At 41.6% G+C, this 12,994-nt stretch carries 12 protein-coding genes and 1 pseudogene; 1 reads left to right on the top strand and 12 read right to left on the bottom strand.

Translation table 11 applies throughout. The features are described from left to right. The first annotated feature begins 9 nt into the window (after nucleotides 1-9). Nucleotides 10-1,626 (top strand): vWA domain-containing protein, encoded by a 1,617-nt coding sequence (locus DRF63_RS02980; protein WP_005596732.1) that lies wholly within the window; start codon nucleotides 10-12, stop codon nucleotides 1,624-1,626. 93 nt (nucleotides 1,627-1,719) lie between these two features. Here DRF63_RS02980 and recO read toward each other — a convergent pair whose 3' ends face one another. The 12 genes and pseudogenes from recO to DRF63_RS02920 form a co-directional block, all read right to left on the bottom strand. Then, nucleotides 1,720-2,442: a DNA repair protein RecO gene (recO, locus tag DRF63_RS02975; RefSeq protein ID WP_005596730.1), complete on the bottom strand. Its 723-nt coding sequence runs from the start codon at nucleotides 2,440-2,442 to the stop codon at nucleotides 1,720-1,722. A gap of 11 nt (nucleotides 2,443-2,453) precedes the next feature. Then, nucleotides 2,454-3,368, bottom strand: coding sequence for a GTPase Era (gene era, locus DRF63_RS02970; protein ID WP_005596729.1), 915 nt, complete (start codon nucleotides 3,366-3,368; stop codon nucleotides 2,454-2,456). Nucleotides 3,369-3,437: 69 nt separating this feature from the next. Continuing rightward, nucleotides 3,438-4,109, bottom strand: coding sequence for a ribonuclease III (gene rnc / locus DRF63_RS02965; protein WP_043991780.1), 672 nt, complete (start codon nucleotides 4,107-4,109; stop codon nucleotides 3,438-3,440). A 96-nt stretch (nucleotides 4,110-4,205) separates the two neighbouring features. Continuing rightward, a complete protein-coding gene (gene lepB / locus DRF63_RS02960; RefSeq protein ID WP_005596727.1) occupies nucleotides 4,206-5,165 on the bottom strand; it encodes a signal peptidase I in 960 nt (319 codons plus the stop codon). A 104-nt stretch (nucleotides 5,166-5,269) separates the two neighbouring features. Next, nucleotides 5,270-7,063, bottom strand: a complete 1,794-nt coding sequence (gene lepA / locus DRF63_RS02955) for a translation elongation factor 4 (RefSeq protein WP_026042289.1) — start codon at nucleotides 7,061-7,063, stop codon at nucleotides 5,270-5,272. A 178-nt stretch (nucleotides 7,064-7,241) separates the two neighbouring features. Further along, entirely contained in the window at nucleotides 7,242-7,829 is a 588-nt protein-coding gene (locus DRF63_RS02950; RefSeq protein WP_005609933.1) for a thiamine phosphate synthase, read from the bottom strand. Between the two features lie 10 nt (nucleotides 7,830-7,839). Further along, nucleotides 7,840-8,652, bottom strand: a pseudogene (gene thiD / locus DRF63_RS02945) (bifunctional hydroxymethylpyrimidine kinase/phosphomethylpyrimidine kinase). A gap of 24 nt (nucleotides 8,653-8,676) precedes the next feature. Next, nucleotides 8,677-9,621 (bottom strand): ABC transporter substrate-binding protein, encoded by a 945-nt coding sequence (locus DRF63_RS02940; RefSeq protein ID WP_005596714.1) that lies wholly within the window; start codon nucleotides 9,619-9,621, stop codon nucleotides 8,677-8,679. Between the two features lie 22 nt (nucleotides 9,622-9,643). Next, nucleotides 9,644-10,315, bottom strand: a complete 672-nt coding sequence (gene tenA, locus DRF63_RS02935) for a thiaminase II (RefSeq protein ID WP_005596712.1) — start codon at nucleotides 10,313-10,315, stop codon at nucleotides 9,644-9,646. A 5-nt stretch (nucleotides 10,316-10,320) separates the two neighbouring features. Beyond that, nucleotides 10,321-11,466 (bottom strand): 2-iminoacetate synthase ThiH, encoded by a 1,146-nt coding sequence (gene thiH / locus DRF63_RS02930; protein WP_005596710.1) that lies wholly within the window; start codon nucleotides 11,464-11,466, stop codon nucleotides 10,321-10,323. Nucleotides 11,467-11,475: 9 nt separating this feature from the next. Continuing rightward, nucleotides 11,476-12,246, bottom strand: a complete 771-nt coding sequence (locus tag DRF63_RS02925) for a thiazole synthase (protein WP_005596707.1) — start codon at nucleotides 12,244-12,246, stop codon at nucleotides 11,476-11,478. A gap of 23 nt (nucleotides 12,247-12,269) precedes the next feature. After that, nucleotides 12,270-12,971: a HesA/MoeB/ThiF family protein gene (locus DRF63_RS02920; protein ID WP_005596705.1), complete on the bottom strand. Its 702-nt coding sequence runs from the start codon at nucleotides 12,969-12,971 to the stop codon at nucleotides 12,270-12,272. Nucleotides 12,972-12,994 lie beyond the last annotated feature (23 nt).

Below are 12,994 nucleotides of genomic sequence, written 5' to 3'. Positions count from 1 at the left end.
TGGATTCTTATGAAAATAACCCCATTATCTCAAGCCAGACGTTTTATTCAGGATGAGTCCGGCGTATATACCGTTATGGGCGGATTACTCGCCCTCCCGATTCTCGCACTTATATTCGTTTCTCTTGAAAGTGCCGGTATTATTCAAGATCAGGCCCGCCTTTCCGATAGTTTGGAACAAGCGGTCTTATCTCTCACTGCGGAAAATAATAACGGTCGTAAAGACAATGACTATAAATTATCCGGATCATCAAATAAGGAAAATGATAGTTTTGATATTAGCTCAGAAGTAGGTAAACGTGATAGTCAAATGGTAACTACATTTGTAAAAGCCTTTTTACCTCAGACAAACGATGACAAGATGAATTTAATCCCTATTTGTAAAACAGTGAACAATACAAGTGGGAAAGGTCATACTAGCTCTAGTGAAGTAACTTGTACGGTGAGCGGAACTATTGAACATAAATCATGGTTTCCTTTAAAAGTTGGTACTGTCGAAGTCATTCCTCAGCAAGTTGATGTAGCAAGTAAATCTAAAGCATTTAAAAAGAATACTTTTAATATTCCGATTGATTTAATGGTGGTTGCGGATTTATCGGGCTCAATGAAAGATGGGATAAAAGGAGAAAAACTAAAAGGTGGGACAAATAGTAAAATATATATTTTACGAGAAGTACTTAAAGAACTCGCTGATAAATCATTATTTACTCAAGAAGCTAATGAATATAATCGAATTGGGATTACAGCATTTGCAATGGGAGCAGAACATCCCAAAGAAAATAAATGTGTACTACCATTTGTATTACAAAATAACCTACATGAGATGTCAAAAAGCAAAATCAAACAATATTTAACATCTAGTCATAAATCTTTGAGACGAACTGAATTTGTTGATAACTTTGTTGCATTATTAGACACCGAAGCAACTCTGAATTCGATAGGAAAACCAAATTATGATATTATATTTCCTAAATCCTCTATATGTTTAGAAGGTCTAAAAAAAGCTAGTCAATTTTGGTACACTAAGGAAGAAAAAGAGAAATTCCGAAATAGAGTTGATTCTCTAAAAGCTAATGGCGGTACTTTAGCTAGTTCCGGTTTACTTACAGCAAGTAATCAGATGTTATCTGAAAAAAGTCGCTCAGAAGAGCTTAATCAAGAAACCAAACGAGTAATACTCGTGCTTTCTGACGGTAACGATGATATGTCAAACTTGAATTTAGCAGACCTTGAAAGAAATTCTATTCCATTTACTAATTTTAGTAGAATTACTAAAAATTTAATTTTAGGTAAAAAAGAGGATTTGTCCTCTACGACAACATCAAACAAAGCCTATTATAATAGACATTCTACATTTAACTACAATACTTACTTAACAAATAAAACAAAAGATATATCTAGAAAAGGGATGTGTAGTATTATTCAAGAAAAACTAAATACTTTAAATAAAGATAAAAATACCAAACTTGTTTTTGTAGAGTTTGGTTATAGATCAGAATCCGCTGATGCTTGGAAAACATGTGTAGGCAATGGAAATTATTTTTATGCCGATAATAGGGAATCTCTCCTAAACTCATTCAAACAAGCCATCGGTGAAACGGATGATGTAGGACGTAGTATTAACTAATTATATCCATATAAATAAGCGATCTAATTTGCAAAGAGTTTTACAAATTAGATCGCTTTTATTTTGTCCTATATGCCCTTTTATTTTTTAGTTTTAACCACTTTTAAGTTTATTAGGTAGGATACTTTGGAACAGTTCTCGGCTTTTTAACGGTTGAGAACCTAAGTAAGGTTTTAATGCCATACGGGTAAAGCGTTTTGCCGCTTGTAAGGTGGCTTTATCGGAAAAATCCAATTGCTCGAAAGCCAATAAATCTTTACCAAGAAAAGTATAATTATTCTGCAAAAGCGAGGCAATAAAGCCTTGATTTTCTCGAAATTGATAAGTCATTGAGGGGGAAACCGGATCACCGGTTGCGGCACAAATAGAGAAATTCACACCATAGCCCAATGCTTTAAGCATTTGAAATTCAAATGTGCGTAAAATCGGTTCAATCTGCTTCGGCTGGGTAGCAAGGCGTGTCATACATTGCAAATAGTGCTGAAACAATTCCGGGTAAGCGGTCTGATTTTCCAGCACTCTTGCAAGCACTTCATTGACATAGAACCCGCTATATAAGGCTAAGGTTTGCATCGGTAAAGTTAATGACGCAGGTTCCGCTTTAGTCAAAGTTTTTAGATCGCCCTTACCGCTCCAACGTAACAATAAAGGCGTGAATGGTTGTAATACGGCTTTCAGCGGCGAACGAGGTCGTCTTGCACCTTTGGCAAGCAGTGTGATTCTTCCGTGTTCTTCGGTAAAGAAATCGACTAATAGACTTGTTTCGCTATATTCGCGACGGTGAAGAACAAAACCTCGATGCCAGTTTTCAATCATTATTTGAAAATTTACTCGTCCATATAGCCTAAGCTGCGTAATGCACGTTCGTCATCCGCCCAGCCGGCTTTCACTTTCACCCATAATTCCAAGTAAACTTTGTTATCAAACAAGCGTTCCATATCGGCACGCGCTTCCATTCCAATCGTTTTGATTTTTTGCCCTTTTGCGCCGATCACCATTTTTTTCTGACCTTCACGCTCAACCAAAATCAAACCGTTGATTTCATAAGTACCGCGTTCGTTCAGTTTAAATTGTTCGATTTCTACCGTAACCGAATACGGCAATTCTTCACCGGTGAAACGCATTAATTTTTCACGAATAATTTCCGATGCCATAAAGCGTTGGCTACGGTCGGTAACATATTCTTCAGGGAAATGGTGCCCCCCTTCACGTAAGGATTTACGCACGATTTTTTGCAGGATATGCACGTTTTTACCACGTTGTGCCGAGATCGGTAAAATTTCTGCGAAATCAAATTTTTTCGATAACTCGGTAATATGCGGTAAAAGTTCGTCTTTTTCTTTAATGTTATCAACTTTATTAATCGCTAATACCACCGGCGCTTTGGCCGCACGCAATTTATTTAACACCATTTCGTCATCGTCGGTCCACTTTGTGCCTTCCACCACGAAAATAATTAAATCCACATCGCCGATTGCCGAGCTTGCCGCGCGGTTCATTAAACGGTTAATTGCTCGTTTTTCTTCGATATGTAACCCCGGCGTATCCACGTAAATCGCTTGATATTGATCTTCGGTATGAATACCAACAATACGGTGGCGAGTTGTCTGCGCTTTACGAGAAGTAATTGAAATTTTTTGACCTAAAATTTTATTTAATAAGGTCGATTTGCCGACATTCGGGCGACCGACAATGGCGATAAAGCCACAATAGGTTTTAGGTTGTTGATTTTGTTCTGCCATTTTTTATCCTTTATTTTCCACAGAGATACCAACAAAATACGGTATCAGTGTATATTTCTGTGGTTTCTTCTATTTCGTCGTTAGTTTAGCCAATACTTGTTCGGCTGCATTTTGTTCCGCTTTACGGCGGCTGGTACCGATGCCGATAAAGATTTCTTCCAACATTTCAATTTTGCAAGTCACTTTAAAGGTTTGATTATGCGCTTCACCTTTAATATCCAACACTTCGTAAGTTGGTAACGGCAATTTACGGCCTTGTAAAAATTCTTGTAAGCGTGTTTTCGGATCTTTTTGCGCATCGCCCGGTTTCATCTCGGCTAGTAAATCCTGATACCACAGATGAACTTGTTCAATCGCCTTATCCATGCCCGCATCTAAGTAAATAGCGGCAATAATCGCTTCGACACAGTCGGAAAGAATCGATTCACGGCGATAACCGCCGCTTTTTAATTCGCCCGCACCTAATTTCATATATTCGCCTAAGCCGAATTGACGCGCTAAAATCGCTAACGTTTGTTCGCGCACTAATGTTGCGCGCATACGGCTTAATTCGCCTTCATTAGCCTTAGGAAACTTCTCAAATAACGCTTTACCGATCGCAAAATTTAAAATCGAATCGCCTAAAAATTCTAAGCGTTCGTTATTTTTTGCCCCTGCGCTTCGGTGAGTTAAAGCCTGTAATAGATAATCCAAGTTAGTAAACTGATAACCTAATTTTTTCTGTAATCTTTCGAGTTGCATATTATTCATTCTAAAACAAAGCAAAAATACAAGCGGTCGTATTTTGCCGATTTTTGACAAAAAAGACCCGCTTGTATGATGTACTTCGCTCAAATATTAATTGATTGAAGTAAACATTCTGTCAAAACGTAAACCGCTTGGATATTCATTCGGTTTTTTATCTAAACTTAACCAAATAAATGTCGCTTTACCGACTACGTTTTGTTCCGGTACGAATCCCCAGAAGCGGCTGTCTTCACTGTTATCACGGTTATCGCCCATTACAAAGTAATGTCCTTCCGGTACAATCCATTCGCCCGAAGGCATACCTTCTTGTGCAAATAAGTACGGTTCATAATTAAATGCAAACGGGTTATTTAAGATTTGGTGAGTAACGTCGCCTTTCTCGGTACGTTCAATTTGCATTTCGCCGTGATAGAAGAAATCCGCATTCGGCTTACCTTCGCCGTATTCAAATACCGTTTGTTTACCATCTTCGTGAGTAACGGTTAATTGCTGTGTATGCGAATCGTATTTCACTCGATCACCGCCAACGCCTACTACACGTTTAATATAATCGACATGCGCTTGTTTCGGTGCTTTAAATACAATCACATCGCCACGTTCCGGATGACCGGTTTCAATTAAGGTATTTTGCCAAATCGGATCTTTAATACCGTAGCTAAACTTGTTTACGACTAGAAAATCGCCGACTCGTAACGTCGGTTCCATCGAACCGCTCGGGATTTGAAACGGTTCAAAAATAAACGAGCGTAGCACCGTGACAAAAAACAATACGCCGAAAAGCGAAGCGAAGAAATCACCGATAGCGGAACGAGGTTGAATTTCCGCTTTTTCTTCTTCGGTTAAAGGACGGTTTAAACGTTTTTCTTCTCTGGCAATTGCCGCATTACGACGAGGATCCGCACTAAATTTATAGAATGCCCAAAAACCGCCGCAAATAACGACTAATGCAACCAATAATATAGAAATGGTGTTCGGTAACTGCATTGAATCCAATGTTTTCCAAACACCATATAAAATTGCGATAAAAATAATCGGCATAATTTGCGCCATTGTTTTCTCCTTAGTTTATTGATTACGGAAAACACGGAATATGCGGTCGGTTTTGCAACATTTTCACAAAATTTGACCGCTTATATTCCGTGTATGCGTAACAACTAGTCTTTACCTACATGAAGAATCGCTAAGAACGCTTCTTGCGGTACATCTACGTTACCGAGGGATTTCATTCGTTTTTTACCCTCTTTTTGTTTTTGTAGCAGTTTTTTCTTACGACTCACGTCACCGCCGTAACATTTCGCCAATACGTTTTTACGTAACTGTTTTACGGTCGAACGAGCAATAATATGGTTGCCGATTGCCGCTTGAATCGCAATATCGAATTGTTGGCGCGGAATCAATTCTTTCATTTTTTCCACTAACTCACGTCCACGGTAAGGCGCATTATCTTTATGTACGATTAATGCCAACGCATCGACACGATCACCGTTGATCATAATATCGACACGCACCATATCCGCCGTTTGGAAACGTTTGAAACCGTAATCCAAAGACGCATAACCGCGAGAAGTCGATTTTAAGCGATCGAAGAAATCTAACACCACTTCGCCCATCGGAATCTCGTACGTAAGTGCGATTTGGTTACCGTGGTAAACCATATTGGTTTGTACGCCGCGTTTTTCCACACAAAGGGTAATTACGTTACCTAAATACTCTTGCGGCACTAACATATTACATTCGGCAATCGGTTCGCGAATTTCCGCAATATTACTGATCGGAGGTAATTTTGACGGGCTGTCCACATAAATGGTTTCGCCGTTGGTTTGTACCACTTCGTAAACTACCGTCGGTGCGGTGGTAATTAAGTCGAGATCATATTCGCGTTCTAAACGCTCTTGAATGATCTCCATGTGTAATAAGCCTAAGAAGCCGCAACGGAAACCGAAACCCAATGCGGTCGAATTTTCCGGTTCATAGAAAAGCGAGGCGTCATTCAGGCTTAATTTACCTAATGCGTCGCGGAACGCTTCATAATCGTCCGAGCTAATCGGGAATAAACCGGCATAGACCTGCGGTTTAACTTTTTTAAAGCCCGGTAACACTTCCGTCGCCGAATTATGATGATGGGTTAAGGTATCGCCCACCGGTGCGCCTAAAATATCTTTAATCGCACAGACCACCCAGCCTACTTCGCCGGTTTTAAGTTCTGCGGTATCCACTTGTTTCGGTGTGAAAATACCTAAACGATCAACGTTATACGATTGGCCGGTACTCATCACTTTAATTTTATCGCCTTTTTTGATTGTACCGTTCTTCACACGCACTAAAGACACGACACCTAAATAGTTATCGAACCACGAGTCGATAATCAGCGCTTGTAACGGTGCATCGGGATCGCCTTCCGGTGCCGGAATTTTTTTCACGATGTCTTCCAACACGTCTTCAATACCTAAACCGGTTTTTGCCGAACAGCGCACCGCATCCATCGCATCAATCCCGACGATGTCTTCAATCTCTTCCGCCACTCGTTCCGGTTCTGCCGCCGGTAAGTCGATTTTATTCAGAATCGGCACAACTTCGAGATCCATTTCAATTGCGGTATAGCAGTTTGCCAATGTTTGCGCTTCCACACCCTGACCGGCATCCACCACTAATAACGCCCCTTCACAAGCGGCAAGCGAACGAGAAACTTCATAAGAGAAGTCCACGTGTCCCGGCGTGTCGATAAAGTTTAATTGATAAGTTTCGCCGTCTTTCGCTTTATAATTAAGCGTTACGCTCTGTGCTTTGATCGTGATTCCACGTTCGCGTTCTAAATCCATCGAGTCTAAAACTTGCGCTTCCATTTCACGATCCGATAAGCCGCCGCAAGTTTGGATTAAACGGTCGGATAAGGTTGATTTACCGTGGTCAATGTGGGCAATAATTGAAAAGTTACGAATATTTTGCATTTTCATCGGGCAATAAATGTCCTGTGTTGTAATAAATTTATTAAAGGGAAAATTAACCGACCAATTCTACTTTAAATCCGCTATTTTGGAAAGGAAAAGCACAAAAAAGCAAGCGGTCGTTTTTCCAAGAAATTTTGCAAAAAAATCTTGAAAAAAGACCGCTTGTATAAGTAAAAAATTATAATAATCGTTTGACTGCTTGAGAAACATCAGAAGCTAAACTAATCGCAGTGATAACCGCGATGCCGTCCGCTCCGTTTTGTTTCAAGGTTGCCACGTGTTCGGCTTTCACTCCGCCGATAGAAACAATCGGCTTACGAATCCCAGCTTCACGGGCTTTTTTAACAAAATCCAAACCAATCGGCGGATTATGTTTTTCTTTGGAATTGGTCGGGAAGACCGGACCTAATCCGCAATAATCCACTTCAATCATTTGCTCGGAACGCCAAAGATCTTCTAAGGTATTATTCGATAAGCCGATAATCAAAGGTTTATCGGTCATCTGACGAATCATTATCGGTGACATATCTTTTTGTCCGACATGTACACCGTCCGCATCAATCTCAATCGCTAATGCTTTTTGCGCATTCGGCTGATCTTCCAGCGAGTTTTTGCTTTTATCACGAAATTGAAAGCAAGTAATCCCCGCTTGCAATGCCTGTTCTAAAATCAACAAGAGATTTTGGCTTCGATCTTCGGTCGGATTCGGACAATCTTGCGTGCCGGCAATAAAATAAAGTTGGAGCATTTGTCGAATATCGTACATTATCATTTCCTTATTTTGACAGTTCCTGATACGCCCAATGGTTTGTCGACCCATGCCCTTGCCCGATATTCAGCGGATGCGAAATCGCCGCACTGATATACTCTTTTGCAACTTTTATCGCATTTTCTACCGCTTGTCCTTTGGCTAATTCCGCAGTAATACAAGCGGAAAACGTACAGCCGGTACCGTGCGTATGACGGGTTGGGAAACGTGGACATTCCAATGTAAAATGTTCCGTTGGGGTAAATACCCAATCACGGCAATGCGCACTTTGCGAATCCGCCAAATGCCCGCCCTTAATCACTACCGTCTTAACACCTAAATCTTGCAATTTTTTTGCCGCCTGATAAGCGGTCATATCATCGATAATTTTCACACCGGTTAAGGCTTCCGCTTCGGGTAAATTCAGCGTAATCACATCTGCGAGCGGTAATAAATGCGTCTTTAAGGCGTTAATCGCATTTTGTTGTAATAACGGCGCACCGCCTTTGGCGATCATTACCGGATCAAGTACTAATTTACCGAAATTATACTGACGTAACGCATTTGCCACACATTCAATCACTTCCGCCGTGCCTAACATACCGATTTTAAAAGCGGAGATCTGAAAGTCTACTGCGATTGCTTTAAGTTGCGATTCAATCGTACTGAGCGGCACGCTATGAATATCAAAAACGCCCAACGTATTTTACGCGGTAATTGCGGTCAGTACCGATGTGCCGAAAACGCCTCGCATTTGGAAGGTTTTGAAATCCGCCTGAATCCCCGCTCCGCCACCGCTATCCGAACCGGCGACAGTTAAAGCCTGTGCTATCTTTTCCATATATTTCTCTCTAGTAAGTCTTCTCTATGGTTTCAATTCAACCGTATATACTTTTAACTCCGGTACAGTTTTCGTCAAATCGTTCTTTTGCATAAACTCACTGAATTTTTGATATTTTTCACGATCTAATTTGCGTGGTTCATCTGCTAATTTCGGCAGCGTATCACGCCATGCAAGACGATTTAACGCCGTATCCAATTCTTTCGGTTTATAACTAACAAAACTATTCCACGCTTCATCCGGCGACTGTTTTAAATATTGCGTAGCTTGTTCTAAAGAGGTCAAAAATGCGGAAAATTTTGCATCGTTCGCTTTATCTTTATGCGCGACAAGAATTAATTCTTCATAAACCGGTACGCCGAAATCTTCCGCAAAGAACGCTTTACCTTCCTGTTTTTCCAACTGCATCTGGTTTAATTCAAAATTACGAAAGCCGCCGATAATCGCATCAACTTGACCGCTAATCAAACTTGGAGAAAGCGACCAATTTACATTAACCAATTCCACATCTTTCGCTGAGACACCTGAATTCGCCAGCATGGTATTCAGTAATGCATCTTCAAAACCGCTTACCGAATAACCGATTTTCTTACCTTTTAAATCGGCGATATTTTTTACCGAGCCGTTTTTCAAAACAATTAAGCTATTCAAGGGTGTAGGAACCAGCGTACCGAAACGGACCAACGGCAAACCTTGATCAACTTGTAGTTGTAATTGCGGCTGATAATCCACCGCAATATCCGCCTGCCCTGCCGCAACCGGTTTGGGCGGCATAGACGGATCCGCCGGCTCTACTAGTTCAACTTCCAAGCCGTTTTGCTTAAAATAACCTTTCTGTTGCGCCACAATAATCGCAGCGTGATCCGGATTAACGAACCAATCTAATAAGACGGTCATTTTCTCGCCGGCGTGAGCTTGTACTGCCAAGCTAAAAGCGGTCAAAAAAGCCAATTTTTTTACATATTTCATCCTTTTCTCCTTTTAAGAAAGATTACATAGTCTGATCAAGTCTCATTTGCCAAAAAGCAACTTCCATACGTGTAGCAGTAGTAAAGATTTCTTGGAGTTTTGTGAGCTGTTCTAGCGATAAGTTTTCACAAAGCTGATTAAGGAAATCCGCCAGTTTTGCTACTGCCGCTTGATATTCGGGAGCCGCATAGGTATCAATCCACGCTTGATACGGCGTATTTTCCACCGCAGTCTGCGCTAATTTCTTACCGATTTCCGCATAACCGATTGCACAAGGTGCTATCGCCATAAATAGATCGGCTAATCCGCCTCGCATACCGCAATCGAGTACATAACGCGTATAAGCGACACACGCCGAGCTTTCCGGCGTTTTACGCACCTCTTGTTCCTCAATCCCCCATTCACGGCAAAACTGCAAGTGCAGTTCCACTTCGTTCAAGATGGCTTGTGTCGCATCCAATGCGTAACGCATTTGGTCAAAATTTTCCGCTTTATAAACACCGAGCGATAATGCTCGGCAATATTGATAAAGATACAGATAATCTTGTTTCAAATAATGCTGAAAGCTACTTTTCGGCAAGCTACCGTCCGCCATTTTTTGCACAAAAAGATGTTCGGTATATGTACGCCAGTAAGGTTCTGCATTTTCGATAAATTGCTGAATAGCGGTCATTTTTTCTCCTTTTTTAATCATATCATTTAAGATAACGTTCTACCTAAATACGGTTCCCAATCTTTCCAAACCGGTTGTAAGCCCCGTTTAACCAATTCGGCAGCAATAATTTGTGGAGGACGCTCATCATCCGGTGAGAATTGTTCGAGATGTTTATCGTCTTCTTCCGCATAGCCGCCCGGCTGTGTTTTCGAGCCTGCGCTGATGGTATTAATCGCAATCGGAATCACGTTATTGCGGAAATTGGCACTTTCACGAGTCGAAAGCGAAAGTTCTACTTCCGGGAAACAAAGACGGAATGCACAAATAATTTGTAATAGTTGTTTATCGCTCATTTGCGAAGCCGGCTGTAATCCTCCGACACAAGGTCGTAAACGAGGAAATGAGATTGAATAACGGCTTTGCCAATATTTATTTTGCAGATAATTTAAATGCTCGCCGACAAAGTAAATATCAGTACGCCAGTCGTTTGAAAGTCCGATTAATGCACCCAAACCGATTTTATCAATACCTGCTTGACCTAAACGATCTTGACTGTCCAAGCGATAAATAAAATCTTGCTTCTGACCGCGTAAATGGTGTTTGGCATATTCGGCGGCGTTATAAGTTTCTTGATAAACCAGTACGCCATCCAAGCCAAGTGTTTTTAATTCGGCATATTCCTCAGATTGAAGCGGTTGTACTTCCATTAATAATGCGGAAAAATGCGGGCGAATCAGCTTTAATTTTTCCCGAAAGTAAGCCATACCGACTTTGGTTTCGTGTTCGCCGGTCACCAACAATAAATGCTCGTAGCCCATCGACTTAATCGCTTTGATTTCTTTGAGAATTTCTTGCTCGTCAAGAATCTTACGCTTAATGCGGTTACTCATTGAAAAACCGCAATAAGTACAGTCATTGGTACATACATTAGAGAGATAAAGCGGTAGATAAAAGCCGACCGTATTACCGAAACGCTGACGAGTAAGCTGTTGAGCCAGCTGTGCCATCGGTTCTAAATAGGCTTCCGCCGCCGGCGAGATTAATGCCATAAAGTCATTTAAATCTCGGTTTGAACTTTGCAACGCATTCTCTACGTCCGCTGAAGTTTTTGCTCTTAACGATAAAGCGAGATGTCCCCAATCGAGCGTTTGCCAATAATCGCTAAAATGCGCAAACTGATTTGTTTTCATTGCAACTCCCTAGCCTAAAAAGCCGGTTAATGGGCTGGTTGCCTGTGCAGTTTGACTTACTTTGCCAAGCCCTGCCAAATAACCTAAACGCCCCGCTTCCACCGCTAATTTAAAGGCTTGTGCAATTTGAATCGGATCACGGGCTACCGCCATTGCCGTATTAACTAATACCGCATCCGCACCCATTTCCATTGCTTGTGCTGCGTGGCTCGGTGCGCCGATACCGGCATCCACTACTACCGGCACTCGGCTTTGTTCAATAATAATGCGTAAAAAATCTTGAGTTTTTAGCCCTTGGTTGGTTCCAATCGGCGCCCCTAACGGCATCACCGCCGCACAACCGACTTCCTCCAAGCGTTTACATAACACCGGATCCGCACCGCAATAAGGCAATACGATAAAACCTTCTTTCACCAACATTTCCGCACCTTTTAGCGTTTCAATCGGATCCGGCAGCAAATAACGAACATCAGGGTGAATTTCAAGTTTGATCCAGTTCGTCTGTAATGCTTCTCGTGCCAGTTTTGCCGCAAAGACCGCTTCTTCCGCCGTTTTCGCCCCCGAGGTATTCGGTAACAGTTTTACGCCGCTCTGAATCAACGGCGTTAAAATATCGTCTTGTTCCTGTGCTAAATCCACCCGTTTCATCGCCATTGTTGCAAGCTGGGAACCTGATGTGACAATACTTTGTTGCATCACTTTAGGGTTTGAAAATTTGCCCGTACCGGTAAAAAGACGGGAGTGAAATTCGGTATCACCAATTTTAAGAAGATCTGTCATATTTTTTCCTTATCTATATCAAGCTACTGCCACATCAAGGTTCTTCCGTCAAAAACATAGAACTTTCCGTCACAGGAAACCGCCAATCCCAATAAAAATTTCAGCGTTTCTAATGCCTGTAAACTGCCGATAATACCGACAATCGGTGCTAAAACACCGGCGGTGCGACAATTTAGATTACCGATCTCAGTATCGGGAAAGAGGCAGGCGTAGCAGCCGTGTTGATAAGGCGGAAACACGCCCAATAATTGCCCGTCCATACCGACCGCCGAACCGGAAATCAGCGGAATTTGGTTTTCCACACACACTTTATTAACTGCGTGACGTGTTGCCATATTGTCCGAGCAATCCAACACTACATTGACTTTATTTACCCAATACGTCAAATTGTCGGTAGTTAATTGTTTATTGATAGCGACAACTTCAACCGACGGATTAATCGCTTGTAAATTTAGCCGAGCCTGCTCGCTTTTCGGCTTATTCAAATCTTTCATGCCGAACAATGTTTGGCGTTGTAAATTGGTTAAATCCACCTTATCAAAGTCGGCTAAATAAAGTTTTCCGACACCGGCGGATGCGAGATATTGTGCAACCGGCGAACCGAGTCCGCCGCAGCCCACTACCAATACTCGACTTTTGGCTAACTTTTGCTGCTCTTCAATGCCGCATTCCTCCAACAGAATTTGGCGGCTATAACGCAGGAAATCTTGATCAGATAAACTCATAACAATCTCTTAGTAAAAAATCT

The sequence above is a fragment of the Actinobacillus pleuropneumoniae genome, from assembly GCF_003290385.1.
GTDB classification, from domain to species: Bacteria; Pseudomonadota; Gammaproteobacteria; order Enterobacterales; family Pasteurellaceae; genus Actinobacillus; species Actinobacillus lignieresii.
The sequence above is the reverse complement of the archived record's forward strand: the minus strand, read 5'-3'. Positions and strand labels throughout refer to the sequence as shown.